15 protein-coding genes are annotated in these 18,380 nt (G+C 65.6%); 1 reads left to right on the top strand and 14 read right to left on the bottom strand.

All coding sequences use genetic code 11. The features are described 5' to 3' along the window. Positions 1-61 precede the first annotated feature (61 nt). The 4 genes from E1956_RS05180 to secA form a co-directional block, all read right to left on the bottom strand. Positions 62-484 carry an NUDIX domain-containing protein gene (locus E1956_RS05180; protein WP_134747679.1) on the bottom strand — a complete coding sequence of 141 codons (423 nt, stop codon included), beginning with the start codon at positions 482-484 and terminating at the stop codon, positions 62-64. Next, positions 481-1,353 (bottom strand): ATP-binding protein, encoded by an 873-nt coding sequence (locus E1956_RS05175; RefSeq protein WP_028220116.1) that lies wholly within the window; start codon positions 1,351-1,353, stop codon positions 481-483. Before E1956_RS05175 ends, E1956_RS05180 begins: the two co-directional genes overlap by 4 nt. Positions 1,354-1,432: 79 nt before the next feature. Then, positions 1,433-2,674: a bifunctional glutamate N-acetyltransferase/amino-acid acetyltransferase ArgJ gene (gene argJ / locus E1956_RS05170; protein WP_134747678.1), complete on the bottom strand. Its 1,242-nt coding sequence runs from the start codon at positions 2,672-2,674 to the stop codon at positions 1,433-1,435. Positions 2,675-2,848: 174 nt separating this feature from the next. Then, positions 2,849-5,647 (bottom strand): preprotein translocase subunit SecA, encoded by a 2,799-nt coding sequence (secA, locus tag E1956_RS05165; RefSeq protein ID WP_134747677.1) that lies wholly within the window; start codon positions 5,645-5,647, stop codon positions 2,849-2,851. Between the two features lie 489 nt (positions 5,648-6,136). On the opposite strand from secA, the gene E1956_RS05160 reads away from it, so the two are divergent. Next, positions 6,137-6,628: a DciA family protein gene (locus tag E1956_RS05160; protein ID WP_232071272.1), complete on the top strand. Its 492-nt coding sequence runs from the start codon at positions 6,137-6,139 to the stop codon at positions 6,626-6,628. A gap of 115 nt (positions 6,629-6,743) precedes the next feature. Here the strand turns inward: E1956_RS05160 and lpxC are convergent, their stop codons facing one another. The 10 genes from lpxC to murD all read right to left on the bottom strand — a co-directional run bounded on the left by lpxC (position 6,744) and on the right by murD (position 18,367). Beyond that, complete coding sequence (gene lpxC / locus E1956_RS05155) at positions 6,744-7,661, bottom strand: UDP-3-O-acyl-N-acetylglucosamine deacetylase (RefSeq protein WP_134747676.1); 918 nt, start codon at positions 7,659-7,661, stop codon at positions 6,744-6,746. Positions 7,662-7,916: 255 nt separating this feature from the next. Continuing rightward, positions 7,917-8,426, bottom strand: coding sequence for a peroxiredoxin (locus tag E1956_RS05150; protein ID WP_134747675.1), 510 nt, complete (start codon positions 8,424-8,426; stop codon positions 7,917-7,919). A gap of 300 nt (positions 8,427-8,726) precedes the next feature. Further along, positions 8,727-9,920: a cell division protein FtsZ gene (gene ftsZ / locus E1956_RS05145; protein ID WP_133199161.1), complete on the bottom strand. Its 1,194-nt coding sequence runs from the start codon at positions 9,918-9,920 to the stop codon at positions 8,727-8,729. A gap of 138 nt (positions 9,921-10,058) precedes the next feature. Further along, positions 10,059-11,291 carry a cell division protein FtsA gene (gene ftsA / locus E1956_RS05140; protein ID WP_028220110.1) on the bottom strand — a complete coding sequence of 411 codons (1,233 nt, stop codon included), beginning with the start codon at positions 11,289-11,291 and terminating at the stop codon, positions 10,059-10,061. 27 nt (positions 11,292-11,318) lie between these two features. After that, positions 11,319-12,074: a cell division protein FtsQ/DivIB gene (locus E1956_RS05135; RefSeq protein WP_028220109.1), complete on the bottom strand. Its 756-nt coding sequence runs from the start codon at positions 12,072-12,074 to the stop codon at positions 11,319-11,321. A 60-nt stretch (positions 12,075-12,134) separates the two neighbouring features. Then, positions 12,135-13,088 (bottom strand): D-alanine--D-alanine ligase, encoded by a 954-nt coding sequence (locus E1956_RS05130; protein WP_134747674.1) that lies wholly within the window; start codon positions 13,086-13,088, stop codon positions 12,135-12,137. Between the two features lie 5 nt (positions 13,089-13,093). Next, positions 13,094-14,488 (bottom strand): UDP-N-acetylmuramate--L-alanine ligase, encoded by a 1,395-nt coding sequence (murC, locus tag E1956_RS05125; protein WP_134747673.1) that lies wholly within the window; start codon positions 14,486-14,488, stop codon positions 13,094-13,096. After that, positions 14,485-15,588 carry an undecaprenyldiphospho-muramoylpentapeptide beta-N-acetylglucosaminyltransferase gene (gene murG, locus E1956_RS05120; RefSeq protein WP_134747672.1) on the bottom strand — a complete coding sequence of 368 codons (1,104 nt, stop codon included), beginning with the start codon at positions 15,586-15,588 and terminating at the stop codon, positions 14,485-14,487. The genes murC and murG overlap by 4 nt, the downstream gene beginning before the upstream one ends. Next, a complete protein-coding gene (gene ftsW, locus E1956_RS05115) occupies positions 15,585-16,853 on the bottom strand; it encodes a putative lipid II flippase FtsW (RefSeq protein WP_134747671.1) in 1,269 nt (422 codons plus the stop codon). The genes murG and ftsW overlap by 4 nt, the downstream gene beginning before the upstream one ends. Then, a complete protein-coding gene (gene murD / locus E1956_RS05110) occupies positions 16,850-18,367 on the bottom strand; it encodes a UDP-N-acetylmuramoyl-L-alanine--D-glutamate ligase (protein WP_134747670.1) in 1,518 nt (505 codons plus the stop codon). Before murD ends, ftsW begins: the two co-directional genes overlap by 4 nt. Positions 18,368-18,380 lie beyond the last annotated feature (13 nt).

Genomic DNA, 18,380 nt, shown 5'->3' with positions numbered 1-18,380 from the left:
TAAAAAAAGCCGCTGCGCGTTTTCGCACAGCGGCTTTCGTCTTTCTGGAACGGAGGCAGGCTCACTCCGCCGCCAGCCACTCCAGCACAGGAATCGTCGCGGGCAGCAGCGGCTCGACACTCGCAGGCAGCGACTGCCAGACGAACGCCTGCCCTTCGCGGCCATGCGGCTCGCCGGTCCACGCCGTGACCTTGCAGAAGTAGAGCCGCACATAGGCATGCGGGTAATCGTGCTCGAGCGTATGCCACAGATGGCACGCTGTCACGTCGATCCCCAGTTCCTCGTGCAGTTCGCGCGCCAGTGCGGCCTCGACGGACTCGCCCTTTTCCAGCTTGCCGCCCGGGAACTCCCAGTAGCCCGCATAGGGCTTGCCTTCGGGACGCTGGGCCAGCAGATAGCGGCCGTCGGGCTGCACCAGCACGCCCACGGCGACTTCCGTCACCGGACGCGCCGGCGCAGCCGGGTCCTTCACCTGATCGCTCATGCCTCTTGCGCCTTCTTGCCCGACCAGTCGCGCGCGAATTGCCACGCCACACGGCCGGAGCGCGAGCCGCGCTCGAGCGCCCAGACGAGCGCGTCGCCGCGCGCCGACTCGACTTCGGCGTCGCCACAGCCGAAGTGGCGCAGCCAGTGGCCGACGATCGTCAGATAGTCGTCCTGCTTGAACGGATAGAAGCTCACCCAAAGGCCGAAGCGCTCGGAGAGCGAAATCTTCTCTTCCACCACTTCGCCCGGATGAATCTCGCCGTCGGGCATGTGCTTGTACGACTCGTTGTCGCTCATGTACTCGGGCAGCAGATGGCGGCGGTTCGAGGTCGCATAGATCACCACGTTGTCCGACTGCGCGGCCACGGAGCCATCGAGCGCCACCTTCAGCGCCTTATAGCCCGACTCGCCCTCTTCGAACGAGAGGTCGTCGCAGAAGACGATGAAGCGCTCGGGGCGCTTCGAGATCAGGTCGACGATATCGCCGAGATCGTGCAGATCGTCCTTGTCGACTTCGATCAGGCGCAGGCCGTCTTTCGCGTACGCGTTCAGGCAGGCCTTGATAAGCGACGACTTGCCGGTGCCACGTGCGCCCGTCAGCAGCACGTTGTTCGCGGGCTTCTTCTGCACGAACTGGCGCGTGTTGCGGTCGATGAGGTCTTTCTGGCGGTCGATGTTCTGCAGGTCGTCGAGCGAGATCGTCGAGATGGCCGGCACCGGCTGCAGGAACCCGCGGCCCTGGCGCTTGCGCCAGCGGAACGCGACGGCCGCACTCCAGTCGACTTCGGGTGCGGACGGCGGCAGCACGGCTTCAAGGCGGCCGAGCAGCGCTTCGGCGCGGGTCAAAAACTGTTCGAGCTTGTCCATGGGAATCGAGCTTGCAATCAGGAATCGCGGTCAGGACCGCCTGTAGAAGCGCGGTCGCGACCCGCAGTTAGGACCCGTATCAGGACCGGTAATCGGCGTTGATGCTCACGTAGTCGTGCGAGAGATCGCAGGTCCAGACGGTGGCCTGCGCATCGCCGCGGCCGAGCAGCACGCGGATCAGGATCTCACTCTTCTTCATTACGCGCTGGCCGTCTTCCTCGCGGTACTCGGGGTTGCGCCCGCCGGACTTGGCAACAAGCACGTCGTCGAGATAGAGGTCGATCTTTTCGACATCGAGATCGGTCACGCCCGCATAGCCGATGGCGGCCAGAATGCGGCCCAGGTTGGGATCGGACGCGTAGAACGCCGTCTTCACGAGCGGCGAGTGGCCGATCGCGTACGCGATCTGACGGCACTCGGCCACGTCCTTGCCGCCTTCGACCTGCACGGTCATGAACTTCGTCGCGCCTTCGCCGTCACGCACGATCAGTTGCGAGAGCGTTTGCGCGACTTCGGTCACGGCGTCACGCAGCGCGGCATAAGCGGGCGAATCGGTCGAGGTGATCGCCGGCAGGCTCGACTTGCCCGAGGCGATCAGGATGAACGAGTCGTTGGTCGAGGTATCGCCATCGATCGTGATGCAGTTGAACGAGCGGTCGGCCACGTACTTCACGAGCTCGTCGAGCACGGGTTGCGCGACGTTCGCATCGAACGCGAGGAAGCCGAGCATGGTCGCCATGTTCGGCTTGATCATGCCCGCGCCCTTGCTGATGCCTGTGAGCGTGACCGTGTGGCCGTCGATCGAGACCTGGCGCGAAGCGGCTTTCGGCAGCGTGTCGGTCGTCATGATCGCCTGCGCGGCGTCGTACCAGTTCGCTTCCTTGCGGTTCGCGAGCGCCGCGGGCAGCCCCGCCTTCAGACGGTCGATCGGCAGCGGCTCCAGAATCACGCCGGTCGAGAACGGCAGCACCTGCGAAGGCTCGATGCCCGCGAGGCGCGCGAGCGCGTCGCAGGTCTCGCGTGCGTTCACGAGGCCCGGCTCGCCGGTGCCCGCGTTCGCGTTGCCGGTGTTGATCACCAGCGCACGGATCCCCTTGCCGCCCGCGCGCACCTTCGCGAGATGCTCGCGGCACACCGTCACCGGCGCCGCGCAGAAACGGTTGAGCGTGAACACGCCCGCGACGCTCGCGCCTTCATCGACGGAGATCACCAAGACGTCCTTGCGATTGGGCTTGCGGATGTTGGCTTCCGCCCAGCCGAGCGTCACGCCGGCGACCGGATGAAGTTGAGCGGGATCGATCGAGGGGAAATTGACAGCCATGGTGGCGACCTGTCGAAAAGGCAATGCCGGCCGTGGCGTCTGTCAGCCGGGCCGGCATTGCGGATTCAAAACATAAGGCCCGCCTGAAATATGCGGGCCACCGGAATCAACGGTCAAGCCGCGTAATGCGGCGAGCGGCGCGAGCTTGAAGACAAGTTCGCGCCGTCATGCTCATCACGAGATCTTGCCGTGGCACTGCTTGTACTTCTTGCCGCTGCCGCACGGGCACGGATCGTTGCGGCCGACCTTCGGCACGCTGTCGCCCGCATGCGCGTGGCTCATCGCTGCGCCAACCATGGCCGCAGCGGCGTCCGCTGCGACGGGCGCGGCGGCTATCGGCGCCGCTTCGGCTTCGGCGAATTCGGCGTGACGGAATTCGACGTTGTCCACCAGATGGCTGCCCTGCTCGTCCATCTGCTCGGCGACTTCTTCCAGTTGCTGCGGCGACTGGATCTGCACGTTCATGACGATGCGCGTGACTTCCGTCTTCACGGCATCGAGCATCGCGGCGAAGAGCTCGAACGCCTCGCGCTTGTACTCCTGCTTCGGGTTCTTCTGCGCATAACCTCGCAGATGGATACCCTGGCGCAGGTGGTCGAGCGCCGCGAGGTGCTCGCGCCAGCTGCGGTCGAGCGTCTGCAGCATGACCGAGCGCTCGAACGCGCTGAACGATTCGCGGCCCACGAGCGCGACCTTCTGCTCATAGGCTTCGTCGGCGGCGGCCAGCACGGCTTCGAGAATCTCATCGGCGTCGATCGACGACGACTCGTTGATCATCTCCTGAATCGCGAGGTCGAGCTGCCACTCGTTGCGCAGCACTTCTTCGAGCTCGGGCACGTCCCACTGCTCTTCGATGCTGCCGTGCGGCACGAACTGACGCACGATGTCCGTGATCACGCCATGACGCATCGCGCCGATGGTCTCGGTGATGTCGTGCGCCTCGAGCAACTCGTTGCGCTGCTGGTAGATCACCTTGCGCTGGTCGTTCGACACGTCGTCGTATTCGAGCAGCTGCTTGCGGATGTCGAAGTTGCGCGCTTCGACCTTGCGCTGCGCCGACTCGATCGAGCGCGTGACGATACCCGCCTCGATCGCCTCGCCTTCCGGCATCTTGAGGCGGTCCATGATCGCGCGCACGCGGTCGCCGGCGAAGATGCGCAGCAGCGGATCTTCGAGCGACAGATAGAAGCGCGACGAGCCCGGGTCGCCCTGGCGGCCCGCACGGCCGCGCAGCTGGTTGTCGATACGGCGCGACTCGTGACGCTCGGTGCCGATGATGTGCAGGCCGCCAGCGGCCTTCACCTGATCGTGCAGCGTCTGCCACTCGTCGTTGAGCTGCTGGATGCGGCGCGCCTTTTCGTCGGCGGGAATCGCTTCGTCGGCTTCGATGAACGAGGCCTGCTTCTCGGCGTTGCCGCCCAGCACGATGTCGGTGCCGCGGCCCGCCATGTTGGTGGCGATGGTGATGCGCTTCGGACGGCCGGCTTCGGCCACGATCGCGGCTTCCCGCGCGTGCTGCTTCGCGTTGAGCACTTCGTGCGGCAGACCGGCCTTCACGAGCAGGTCGGCGAGCACTTCCGAGTTCTCGATCGACGTGGTGCCGACCAGCACGGGCTGGCCGCGCTCGTAGCACTCGCGGATGTCGCGGATCACCGCGTCATAGCGCTCCTTGGCCGTCTTGTAGATCTGGTCCTGCTTGTCGATCCGCTTGGGCACGCGGTTGGTCGGGATCACGACCGTTTCGAGGCCGTAGATCTCGTTGAATTCGTACGCTTCGGTGTCTGCCGTGCCGGTCATGCCCGAGAGCTTCGCGTACATGCGGAAGTAGTTCTGGAACGTGATCGAGGCGAGCGTCTGGTTCTCGCTCTGGATCTTCACGTGTTCCTTCGCTTCCACGGCCTGGTGCAGGCCATCCGACCAGCGGCGGCCCGACATCAGACGACCCGTGAACTCGTCGACGATGACGACTTCGCCGTTCTGCACCACGTAATGCTGGTCCTTGAAGAACAGCGTGTGCGCACGCAACGCGGCGTACACGTGGTGCATCAGCGTGATGTTCTGCGGCGCGTACAGGCTCTCACCCTGGCCGATCAGGCCCCACTCGGCGAGCATGCGCTCGGCCTTCTCGTGGCCCGACTCCGTGAGGAACACCTGGCGTGCCTTTTCGTCGAGCGTATAGTCGCCCGGCTTCTCGACGCCCGTGCCGTCGGCCTTCTCTTCGCCGATCTGGCGTTCGAGCAGCGGCGGCAGCGCGTTCATGCGCACGTAAAGCTCGGTGTGGTCTTCGGCCTGGCCCGAGATGATGAGCGGCGTACGCGCTTCGTCGATCAGGATCGAGTCCACTTCGTCGACCACGGCGAAGTTCAGCGCGCGCTGCACGCGTGCCTCGGTCTCGTAGACCATGTTGTCGCGCAGGTAGTCGAAGCCGAACTCGTTGTTCGTGCCGTAGGTGATGTCCGCGCCGTACGCCTCTTGCTTCATGGCGTGGTCCATCTGCGACAGGTTGATGCCGACGGACAAACCGAGGAAGTTATAGAGGCGGCCCATCCACTCGGCGTCGCGCTGCGCGAGGTAGTCGTTCACGGTCACGACGTGCACGCCGCGGCCCGACAGGGCATTGAGGTACGCCGCCAGCGTGGCGACGAGCGTCTTGCCCTCGCCCGTGCGCATTTCGGCGATCTTGCCGTAGTGCAGCACCATGCCGCCGATCAGCTGCACGTCGAAGTGGCGCATCTTCAGCACACGCTTGCTGGCCTCGCGGCAGACGGCGAACGCCTCGGGCAGCAGCTCGTCGAGCGACGTGCCATTGGCCACGCGCTCGCGGAACTCGGCCGTTTTCGCGCGCAGTTGCTGGTCGGTGTATTGCTCGATCGTCGGTTCGAGCGCGTTGATCGCCGCGACCATCTTCTGATATTGCTTGATCAGGCGCTGATTGCGGCTGCCAAAGATTTTCTGTAAGAAACCGGTGGTCATCGGATCGGTGTCTGCGTCGCGGCTTCGGCCGGGATTCCTGCGCAATTCGCTTGCGGCCCTTGAGCACCCGGATTTCGCCAGGTTTGCAAACGATTCTCGCGCCACGCACCCGGATCGGAAGGACCTCGGCGGCTTAAGCCCAAATTGGTGGATTCGAATCGGGCATTTTAGCACGCACCCTGGTCGCCGCCCGTGTCAGCCGCTTGAAGGATGTCGTGCGCAACGCCCGCGCTGACGCGCCTTGCGAGCCGTCGAAGCACGCAGCCGCAGCCGCATGTCGCGGCCCTCCGGCGCATTCGTCCAGCGGGCCCGGCAGCTTGCGGCCTGGCGGTCCTGGCCGAACGGCGGCAAGGCGCATCGAGGCCAAGTACGCAGGCTACAATGACGGCAATGCCGCGCAGCCCGCGCGCCTCCTCTTCCTGTCACATGAGCCGTTTCTCGCCGTTTTCAAGGCCGGATGCCGCAGCCGCTGGTGCGCGTACGGCCGGCGTGCGTGCATCAGGCGCTTCGGCCACGTCGGGCAAATCGCGCAAATTTGCCTCGCCGCGCGCACCGCAACCGCTCACCGAAGTGTTGAGCCGCACCGACGCATTCGCACCGTTGCGCGCCGGCGTCGAGCAGATCGCGGCGATCCAGCGCGACCTCGACACATTGCTGCCCGACTATCTGGCCGCGAGCGTGGAACCCGGCTTCATCAAGGACGGCAAGCTGGCCCTCTTCGCGGCGCACAATGCGCTCGCGGCACGGCTGCGGCATCTCGAGCCGCGCCTCGTGGCCGACCTGCAGGCGCGCGGCTGGCCGCTCGACGGTGTGCGCATCCGCGTGCGCCCGCAGGCGGTGAAGGAGCCGCCCTCGCCGAAGCAGGCGCGCATGACGCCGGCAGGCGCCGCGGCGCTCGCCGCGCTCAGCGAAAACCTGCCGCCCTCGCCGCTGCAGGAAGCGCTCGCGAAGATGGCCGCGCGCCATTTGAGAGGGCGCTGAGCAAGCCCGAAAAGTCAGGAAAGAATGTAAAAAAGGGTGGCATCGAGCCACCCTTTTTCATTACGCGGCCGGTGCAAACGACCGGCGCACGAATCAAACCAACCTCAAACCAATGTCACGCGAACGCCGTCTGCGCGTCGTAGCCGAAGCCGCGCGGCGCCTTCTGGGCATCGCCGAACGTGACGATCTCGTACGCGTCCTCATGCGCGAGCAGCTCGCGCAGCAGCGCGTTGTTCAGACCGTGGCCCGACTTGTACGCATCGTACGAAGCCAGCAGCGGATGGCCAACCACGTACAGGTCGCCGATCGCGTCGAGCATCTTGTGCTTCACGAACTCGTCGTCGTAGCGCAGGCCGTCGTTGTTGAGGATGCGGTACTCGTCCAGCACGATCGCGTTGTCCATGCTGCCGCCGCGCGCAAGACCCAGCTCGCGCATCATCTCGACTTCGTGCGCGAAGCCGAAGGTGCGGGCACGCGCGATCTCGCGCACATATGACGTATTCGCAAAATCGACTTCGAGCGCCTGGCCGGTCTTGTCCACGGCCGGATGGCGGAAGTCGATCGTGAACTTCAGCTTGAAGCCGAAATACGGGTCGAGGCGGGCGAACTTGTCGCCGTCGCGCACTTCCACGGGCTTCTTCACCTTGATGAACTTCTTGGGTGCGTTCTGCTCTTCGATGCCGGCCGACTGGATCAGGAACACGAACGACGACGCGCTGCCGTCCATGATCGGAATTTCTTCCGCGGTGACGTCGATGTAGAGATTGTCGATGCCAAGACCTGCGCACGCGGACATCAGGTGCTCGACCGTGGAGACGCGTGCGCCGTCCTTTTGCAGCACCGAAGCGAGGCGCGTATCGCCAATCGACATCGCCGACGCGGGAATGTCCACCGGTGTCGGCAAATCCACGCGCGAGAACACGATGCCCGTGTCCGGCGCCGCCGGGCGTAGCGTCAGATCGACCTTGCGGCCCGAGTGCAGGCCGATGCCGACCGTCTTCACGATCGATTTGATGGTTCGCTGCTTCAACATAGTTTTCTGCTCATTGAAAATCCCAATCGGGACTTTATAATTCATAGCACGAATTATACTCCAAGTCTGCCGCATCCGTTGTCGCCGCGGGCATGACAATCTGTTTCCCGTTGTTACGCGAATGGGATGGAAGACGGGCCGATGACCGGAACGGAGGCGTTCCCGGCCAGCGGCCCGCACGGCTCGCAGTAATAGCCCGTCACATTTACGCCGCCGGCTCGTTGCGCTCAGGCAACGCAGGCGCGGCAAATGCGCTCATGTTGGGCTCAACGCGGCGAGTATGCTCGCTGCATCGCTGACTTCGAATTTGCCCGGTGCTTCGAGACTCAGCGTCTTGACCACGCCGTTTTCGATCACCATGGCGTAGCGCTGGGAGCGAACCCCCATGCCGCGCGCCGACAAATCCTGCTCCAGACCGAGCGCACGGGTGAACGCCGCGCTGCCGTCGGCCATCATGCGGACCTTGCCCGAGGTCCGCTGATCACGCCCCCACGCGCCCATGACGAACGCGTCGTTGACGGACACGCACCAGATTTCGTCGACGCCCGCCGCGCGTAGCGCTTCGTACTGCTCGACATACCCCGGCACGTGTTTTGCCGAGCAAGTCGGCGTAAAGGCGCCCGGCAATCCGAAGATCACCACGCGCTTGCCCGCCGTCTGCTCGCGCACGCCAAAGCCGTTCGGCCCCAGCGTGCAGCCCGCACGCTCGTCTTCGATGAGCTCGAAGAGCGTTGCGTCGGGCAGCGTATCACCCACTTTGATCATGACTCGTCCTTCACATCGATGCGCAGAGCGCCCCGGCACGCTGGCAACCCGGTTGGCCACGCAGTTGGAAACTTCGCGCCGAAGACCTCGCCATTGTGCTACCGGCACGGATTGCCTGCACCTTTTTGCCGCGCGTCAAAACGCGGCGGACAGGCCGCCCTGCCAGGCATCCTCGCGGATGCGGCGTCGAGGTTCTTCTCACCGTCATTGCTACGTCATGCCGGCCGTTCCGTCTGCGAGCGGGTGCACCCACCGTTACATTCGCACCGCGCCGCAGCTGGAACTCGCTCGCAGCCCGCTTCAGTCGGCCTGCTTGCGCAGGAACGCCGGGATGTCGTACGTGTCGACGCCCTTTTCCTGCAGCGCCTGCACGTGCGAAGCCGCGGTGTCGCGCGACGTGCGCCAGACAGCCGGCGTGTCGAGCGCGCCGTAGTCGGCGGTGTGGCCCTGCTGCGGCGCGTAGGAGTGCTGAGCGGCGGCAATCGGATGATTGTCCGTGCCGGTGCGCAGCAACGTCATCGGCGCTGCCTGCTGCTTGTTCGCCGCACGGCCGAGGCCCGTCGCCACCACCGTCACGCGCAGCGCGTCGCCCATTGCATCGTCGTACACCGCACCGAAGATCACCGTGGCGTCGTCGGCCGCGTAGCTCTTGATGGTGTTCATCACTTCGCGCGTTTCCGAGAGACGCAGCGAACGGCTCGACGTGATGTTGACCAGCACACCACGCGCACCCGAGAGATCCACGCCTTCGAGCAGCGGGCTCGCCACGGCCTGTTCGGCCGCGAGGCGCGCGCGATCGACACCGGCCACCGTGGCCGTGCCCATCATCGCCTTGCCCTGCTCGCCCATGACCGTCTTCACGTCTTCGAAGTCGACGTTCACGAGGCCATCCACGTTGATGATTTCGGCGATGCCTGCAACTGCGTTGTTCAGAACGTCGTCCGCGCACTGGAAGCACTTGTCCATCTCGGCGTCATCGCCCATCACGTCGAACAGCTTGTCGTTCAGGACGACGATCAGCGAGTCGACGTGATCCTCCAGTTGCTGCGAGCCGGCTTCTGCCACGCGCATGCGCTTGCCGCCTTCGAACTCGAACGGCTTGCTCACGACACCCACCGTGAGAATGCCCATTTCCTTGGCGATCTGTGCGACCACGGGCGCCGCGCCCGTGCCCGTGCCGCCGCCCATGCCGGCGGTGATGAACACCATGTGCGCGCCGCGCAGTGCGTCGGCGATGCGCTCACGTGCTTCTTCAGCCGCCGCACGGCCCATCTCCGGCTTCGCACCGGCGCCCAGACCCGTGTTGCCCAGCTGGATCACGGCCGGCGCGCGCGAACGCGAGAGCGCCTGGGCGTCCGTGTTCATCACGATGAAGTCGACGCCTTGCACGCCGCGGTTGATCATGTGCTGCACGGCATTGCCGCCAGCGCCACCGACGCCCACCACCTTGATGATGGTGCCGTTGGTTTCCGTTTCCAGCATCTGGAATTCCATGTTGCCTCCGTCAAGAAAAAGATATCCGCACCTCGGCCGTTATTCAGGGGTGAGTCGGGCAACCCGCCCCTGCGCGCCAGCCGCCGGCACCAGCGCTAATTCGGTCTCTGCTCTTGCCCTTCGCGTACGTGAGCCGCTTTAGAAGTTGCCGAGGAACCAGTCTTTCATGCGTGAAAAGACCTGGCCCATCGACCCCGACTGCACCGCGACCTTGCGACCGCGCATACGTTGCGCGCGGCCCTCGACGAGCAGGCCCATCGCCGTCGAATAGCGCGGATTGCGCACGACGTCGGCGAGACCGCCCGCGTACTCCGGCACGCCAATGCGCACCGGCTTCAAGAAAATGTCTTCGCCGAGCTCCACCATGCCCGGCATCATCGCGGCGCCGCCCGTGAGCACGACGCCCGAACTCAGCAATTCTTCATAGCCCGACTCGCGCACCACCTGTTGCACGAGCGAGAACAGCTCTTCCACGCGCGGCTCGATCACGGCCGCCAGCGCCTGGCGCGAGAGCGTGCGCGGACCGCGCTCGCCCAGACCCGGCACTTCGATCATCTCGTCCGGATCCGCGAGCGCCTGCTTCGCGATGCCATAGCTCACCTTGATGTCTTCCGCGTCGGGCGTCGGCGTGCGCAGCGCCATCGCGATGTCGCTCGTCACCTGGTCGCCCGCGATCGGAATCACCGCGGTATGGCGAATCGCGCCTTCGCTGAAGATCGCGATGTCGGTCGTGCCGCCGCCCACATCCACCAGCACCACGCCGAGTTCCTTCTCGTCGTCGGTGAGCACCGCCAGCGACGAGGCCAGCGGCTGCAAAACCAGGTCGTTCACTTCGAGACCGCAGCGGCGCACGCACTTCACGATGTTCTGCGCCGCGCTCACGGCGCCCGTGACGATGTGCACCTTCACTTCGAGGCGGATGCCGCTCATGCCGATCGGCTCGCGCACATCTTCCTGACCGTCGATGATGAATTCCTGCGTGAGGATATGCAGCACCTGCTGATCGGTCGGGATGTTGATCGCCTTCGCGGTTTCAATCACGCGCGCGACGTCCGTCTGCGTGACTTCCTTTTCCTTGATGGCAACCATCCCGCTCGAATTGAAGCTGCGGATATGGCTGCCTGCGATGCCGGTGAACACGTTAGTGATCTTGCAGTCGGCCATGAGTTCCGCTTCTTCGAGCGCACGCTGGATAGACTGCACCGTGGCCTCGATGTTCACCACCACGCCCTTCTTGAGACCTTTCGATTCGCTCTGGCCAAGGCCGATGACTTCGTAATGGCCATCGCCCTTCATTTCGGCGACGACGGCCACCACCTTCGCCGTCCCGATGTCGAGGCTGACCAGCAGATCCTTATAGTCTTTACTCATATCGTGCTCGTTGCGTGTGATGTGCTGTTACTTCTTCCCCGGGGCCGGCGTGTCGCTGATGAAGCGCATGCCCGCCGCCCGAATCGCAAAACCGTTCGGATAGCGCAAGTCCGCATATTCGATCTCTTTCCCCCAACGTTGCGTGAGCGGCGTCCATGCCACGACGAGCCGGTGCGTGCGCTCGGCGAGCGTCTCGGCATTGCGCTCGCGCCCGAGCTCCACCTCCATGCCGTTCGAGAGCTTCACCGTCCACGCGTAGCGCGGCGAGAGCGTCACCTCGTCAGGCTCGAGGCCGAGCGGCGCAAACCACTTCTGGAAGTCGTGATAACGCGCGACCACCTCGGGCGCGGTGCCGTCCGGGCCGTCGAATGCGGGCAAGTCGCCATCGAGCTCGCCCTGGTTCGCGGTGAACAGCTCGCCATCGGTGCTCACGAGCTGGTCGCTGCCCCACGTGCCGAGCGGCTTGTACTCCTCCAGATTCACCGCAAGCGCGTTCGGCCACACGCGGCGCACGCTCGCATGGCGCACCCACGGCATCTGCTCGAACGCGGCGCGCGCGGTGTCCAGATTGACGGTGAAGAAGTTGCCCTTGAGGCGGCCCACCACGCTCGCACGCACCGTCGGTTCGTTGATGTGTTCGGTGTCGCCCTCGATGCGGATCTCGCGCAGCGCGAAATTCGGACGCTGCACGAGCCAGTAGCCACCGGCCGCCAGGAGCGCGAGCACGAGCAGCGCGTGCAACGCGTTGGCGGCGAGATTGAGCTGGCGTACGTTATTCCACATGTCGAGATTGTCGATTCAATGCGCGGACTGCAATTCGTTGGTCAGAGGTTATCTAGCGGTTCAATCCTTCAGCGTGAGCGCGAGCACCCGCACGACGAGGTCGCGATACTCGATGCCCACCGCGCGCGCGGCCTTCGGCGGCAGCGAGTGGTCGGTCATGCCCGGCGCCGTGTTCACTTCCAGGAAGTACGGATTGCCCTGGCCGTCCATCATGAAATCGGCGCGGCCCCAGTCGGTGCAGCCGAGCACGTCGAACGCGCGGCGTGCGAGCTTCTTCAGTTCTGCTTCCTTCTCCGGCGCCACGCCACAGGGAATCAGGTACTGCGTGGTGTCGAGGATGTACTTCGCGTCGTAGTCGTAGAACTCGCCCGCCGGCACGATCTTGATGATCGGCAGGTCGAGGTCGCCGGCCACGCACGCGGTGTACTCGCCGCCGCCTTCGATGCTCTTCTCCACCAGCACGATCTTGTCGTGCTTCGCGGCCTCTTCGATCGCGGGCACCAGTGCTTCGGCCGACTTCACCTTGATGACCGCGACGCTCGAGCCTTCGCTCGCCGGCTTTACGAAGAGCGGCAGGCCCAGCTTCGCGACGATCTCGGGCGCACGCGCGGCGTAGTCGTCGCCGCGCAGCACCGCGACGAACGGCGGCGTGGGAATGCCCAGTTGCTGCCACACGAGCTTGCTGCGGAACTTGTCGAGCCCGAGCGCCGAGCCGAGCACGCCCGTGCCCGTATAACGGATGCCGTAGAAGTCGAGCGCGCCCTGGATCTGGCCGTTCTCGCCATAGCCGCCATGCAGCGCATTGAACGCACGCACGAAGCCTTCGTCCTTGAGCGCCGAAAGCGGCCGCTCGGACGGATCGAACGGATGCGCGTCGATGCCGGCGCTTTGCAGCGCCTGCAGCACGAGCGTGCCCGACTTGAGCGACACCTCGCGCTCGGCGGACACGCCGCCGAACAACACCGCCACCTTGCCGAACGGCTTCGGATCGAAATTGGGATCGATACTGCTCATGTCACTCACGCCTTTTGTTCCTGTTGCGCGATCCGGCCCGGCACGCCGCCGATCGAACCCGCACCCATCGTAATCACCACGTCGCCGTCGCGGACCACTGCGGCCAGCGCGTCCGGCACTTCATCCACCGTTTCCACGAACACCGGCTCGACCTTGCCCGCCACGCGGATCGCGCGCGCGAGCGCGCGGCCGTCCGCGGCCACGATCGGCGCTTCGCCTGCCGCGTACACGTCGGTCAGCACGAGCGCGTCGACCGTCGAAAGCACGCGCACGAAATCTTCGAAGCAGTCGCGCGTGCGCGTGTAGCGGTGCGGCTGGAACGCCAGCACGAGACGGCGATCAGGAAATGCGCCGCGTGCGGCAGCAATCGTCGCGGCCATTTCCACGGGGTGATGGCCATAATCGTCGATCAATGTGTAAGTGCCGCCGCCGTTCACCGGAATTTCGCCGTAGCGCTGGAAGCGCCGGCCCACGCCGTTGAATTCCGCGAGCGCGCGCTGGATGTCCGCGTCCTTCACTTCGAGCTCGGTCGCGATCGCGATCGCGGCCAGTGCGTTCTGGACATTGTGCGTACCCGGAAGGTTCAACACGATGTCGATCGACGGCGCGTCTTCGCGCATCGCCGTGAAGTACATCTTGCCTTCGCGCGCCATCACGTTGACCGCGCGCACCTGCGCATCGGGCGCGAAGCCGTAGCGGATGATCGGCTTCGAGACGAACGGCAGGATTTCCTTCACGTTCGGGTCGTCGACGCACAGCACCGAAATGCCATAGAACGGCAGGCGATGCGTGAATTCGATGAACGCCTGTTTCAGGCGCGCGAAGTCGTGCCCGTAGGTGTCCATGTGATCGGCGTCGATGTTCGTGATGACTTCGATCACCGGGAAAAGATTCAGGAACGAGGCGTCCGATTCGTCGGCTTCCGCCACGATGAAATCGCCCGTGCCGAGGCGCGCGTTCGCGCCCGCGCTGATCAACCGACCGCCGATCACGAAGGTCGGGTCGAGCCCGCCCGCGGCCAGCACGCTCGCGACGAGCGAGGTAGTCGTGGTCTTGCCGTGCGTGCCCGCGATCGCGATGCCCTGCTTCAGGCGCATCAGTTCCGCGAGCATCACGGCGCGCGGCACGATCGGAATGCGACGATGGCGCGCGGCGAGCACTTCGGGATTGTCGCTGCGCACCGCGGTGGAGACGACCACCGCATTCGCACCCTCGATATTCTCCGCGTCGTGGCCAATCGCGATGCGCGCGCCGAGCGCGGCGAGACGGTCGGTGACGCCGTTCTTCGTGAGGTCCGAGCCGCTCACGTGATAGCCGAGATTGACGAGCACTTCAGCGATCCCGCTCATGCCCGCACCGCCGATGCCGACGAAATGGATATGTTTGACGATGTGTTTCATTGCTTTCCTCCCGGACTGGCGCCCGCCACGGCTGCGCAAATGCGCGCGACCTGATCGGCGGCGTCGGGTTTTGCGAGCGCGCGGGCGCGCTCGGCCATGTCAGCCAGAGATGCTCTGGTTTGTTGCTTGAGCCAGTCCGCGAGCGCCTCTGCAGAAAGCTCGCGTTGCTGCACCACACGCGCCGCGCCCTGTTGCGCGAGGAACGCCGCGTTGGTCGTCTGGTGGTCGTCGACCGCGTAGGGGAACGGCACGAACAGCGCCGCCACGCCCACGGCCGCGATCTCGGCCACCGTCATTGCGCCCGAGCGGCAGATCACGAGATCCGCGTTTTCGTAAGCGCTTGCCATGTCGTCGATGAACGGCACGAGCTGCGCCGTGTCACCGGGTTCGATTCCGGCATCGATATAGTTCTGACGCAATGCGTCGATATGCTTGGCGCCCGCCTGATGCACCACGTGCGGACGCTCAGCCGGCGCGAGCTGCGCAAGCGCGCGCGGCACGACTTCGTTGAGCGCCGCGGCACCCAGGCTGCCGCCCACCACCAGCACGCGCAGCGGACCGCTGCGCGCTGCGTAGCGCGCCTGCGGCTGCACCACGTGCTCGAGCTCCGCGCGGATCGGGTTGCCGGTCCACTCGGCGTGCGGCAACGCACCGGGGAACGCCACGAGCACGCGCCTCGCGAGCTTCGCGAGCACCTTGTTCGCGAGGCCCGCGATCGAATTCTGTTCGTGCAGCACGAGCGGACGACCCGAGAGCGCGCTCATCACGCCCGCCGGGAACGTGATGTATCCGCCCATGCCGAGCACGACGTCGGGCTTCACACGGCGCAGCGCTGCGAGACTCTGCGTACACGCGCGCAGCAGGTTTAACGGCAGCATCAGCTTGGTCTTGAACCCTTTGCCGCGCACGCCACCGAAACGCACGTATTCCATGGCGATGCCGTGCTTGGGCACGAGCGTCGCTTCCATGCCCGCGGGATTGCCGAGCCACACCACGCGCCAGCCCCACTGCTCCATGCGATGCGCGACGGCGAGCCCCGGGAACACATGTCCCCCGGTGCCGCCGGCCATCACCATGAGCGTGCGCGTTGCTGCGGTCATACCTTCCCCCCACGCATCAGCACACGATTTTCATAATCCACGCGAAGCAACACAGCGATAGCAATACAGTTGAGCAAAATGCCCGAGCCGCCATAGCTCACGAACGGCAGCGTGAGACCCTTGGTCGGCAGCAAGCCGAGATTCACGCCCATGTTGATGAACGCCTGCGCGCCGAACCACACGCCAAGCCCCTTCGCGATGAGCCCCGCAAACGTGCGGTCGAGCGCGAGCGCCTGGCGGCCAATCTCGAACGAGCGGCGCACGATCCAGTAGAACAGCAGGATCACGACGAGCACGCCCACGAAGCCGAGTTCCTCGCCGATCACGGCGAGAATGAAGTCGGTGTGCGCTTCGGGCAGATAGTTGAGCTTCTCGACGCTGCCGCCGAGTCCTACGCCAAACCACTCGCCGCGACCGAATGCGATCAGCGAGTGCGTGAGCTGATAAGCCTTGCCCTGCGCGTAGCGGTCGTCCCACGGATCGAGGTACGCGAAGATCCGCTCGCGGCGCCACGGCGACGCCCACACGAGCAGCGTGAAGGTGCCGACCGCCGTGGCCACGAGGCCGCCGAACAGCTTGCCGTTCACGCCACCGAGAAACAGCACGCCCATCGCGATCGCAGCGATCACCATGAATGCGCCCATGTCGGGCTCGAGCAGCAGCAGCGCGCCCACCACGCCCACGGCGAACGCCATCGGCAAGAAGCCCTTGGCGAAGCTGTGCATGTATTCCTGTTTGCGCACGGTGTAGTTCGCCGCGTAAATCGTCACGGCGAGCTTCATGATTTCCGAAGGCTGCATGTTCGACACGCCGAGCGGAATCCAGCGCCGCGCGCCATTCACGCCCTTGCCGATGTGCGGGATCAGCACGATCACGAGCATCACCAGGGCGATGAGGAAGAGCTTCGGCGCGTAGCGGTCCCAGGTGGAAACGGGAATGCGGAACGCCACGAGCGCCCCGATCGTGCCGATCACGAGCGAAACGATATGGCGCACGAGAAACGCGTAGTCGTGGTACGACGCGTACTTCGGCGAATCGGGCATGGCGATCGAGGCCGAGTAGACCATCACCACGCCAAGGCCGAGCAGCGCGATCACGGCCCACAGCAGCGAGTAGTCGTAGTCGAGCATGCGCGAGCGCGCGGGACGCACGCCGCTGACGGCACTCGAAATGCCGCCCGAGCGCGCGCCGGCGCCCGCCTGACTCTGCGCGCCGCCGCTCGTGTCGCGCGACAGGCGCGCGCCGAACCGTTCGGACCAGCTCATATCATCGTCCCCCGTTCTGCGGCGATCTCTTCCACCGTGTCGTGAAATACGGCCGCACGATGGGCGTAGCCCTTGAACATGTCGAAGCTCGCGCACGCCGGCGAGAGCAGCACGACGTCGCCCGGCTCGGCGAGCGCCGTGGCCGCGCGCGTGGCGTCTTCGAGCGTGGCGTGGTCGCTGAGCGCGATGCCGGTGCTTTCGAGCGCCGCACGAATCTGGGGCGCGTCGCGGCCGATCAGCATCACGGCGCGGCACCAGCGCGCCACCGGCGCCGCGAGCGGCTCGAAGTCCTGGCCCTTGCCGTCACCGCCCGCGATCAGCACCGCGCGCTGCGCGAGGCCGTCGAGCGCCGCCACCGTCGCGCCGACGTTGGTGCCCTTGCTGTCGTCCACGTAGTCGATACCGTCGATCGACGCGATCAACTCCACGCGGTGCGGCTCGCCGCGATACTCGCGCAGGCCGTGCAGCAGCGCCGCGGGCGCGAGATCGATTGCGCGAGCGAGCGCGAACGCCGCGAGTGCGTTCGCCGCGTTGTGCAAGCCGCGGATGCGCAGCGCGTCCGCGGGCATCAGCCGCTTCATCGCGAGATTCACGGGCGCGGCGTCGAGCTGCTTGCGGCGGCGCGGCGAGACGGGCTCGTCCGTGGCGTCGCGATCGTGGGCCTCGACGAGCCACAGCATGCCGTTGTCGCGCGAGATGCCGTAGTCGCCTTCGCGCTGCGGCTCGTTCAGCCCGAAGGTCACGATCTTCGCGTTGCCGCTCTGTTGAACGCTCGCGAGCGACATCACGCGCGCGTCGTCGCGGTTGAGCACGCGCGTGGTCTGCGCGCCGAAGATGCGCCCCTTCGCGGCCGCGTAAGCGTCGATGCCGCCGTGCCAGTCGAGATGGTCCTGCGTGATGTTGAGGATCGCCGCCGCGTCGGGCGCGAAGCTGTGCGCCGTCTCCAGCTGGAAGCTCGAGAGCTCGAGCACCCAGATGTCGGGCAGCGCGGTGTTGTCGATCGCCTCGGCGAGCTTGTCGAGCATCGCCGGGCTGATGTTGCCGGCCACGGCCACACGCTTGCCCGCGCGCTCGCAGAGCATGCCCGTCAAGCTCGTAGTGGTGGTCTTGCCGTTCGTGCCCGTGATGGCGAGCACCTTCGGTGCGTAGCCACTCTCGCCGAGATGGCGCAGCGCCTGCGCGAAGAGTTCGAGCTCGCCCCAGACTTCGATGCCAGCCTCGCGCGCGGCGGCGATCAGCGGCACGAGGTCTTCGGCCAGCGGCGAGAGACCCGGGCTGATGGCGACGAGCTCGACGCCCTCGAGCAACGCCGTGGAGAACGGCCCGCCGACGAACTCGGCGTCGATGCCGCGCGCGGCGAGCTCGGGCAAATTCGGCGGCGTCTCGCGCGTGTCAGCGACGCGCAGGCGGCAGCCATGGCGCGCGCACCAGCGCGCCATCGCGAGCCCCGATTCGCCGAGCCCCAGCACGAGCACCATCGGCTTTTGCCGATCCCGAAACTTCTCGCCAAACATCGCTTGCTTCCCT

The sequence above is a fragment of the Paraburkholderia pallida genome, from assembly GCF_004524855.1.
GTDB lineage: Bacteria > Pseudomonadota > Gammaproteobacteria > Burkholderiales > Burkholderiaceae > Paraburkholderia > Paraburkholderia oxyphila.
The sequence above is the reverse complement of the archived record's forward strand: the minus strand, read 5'-3'. Positions and strand labels throughout refer to the sequence as shown.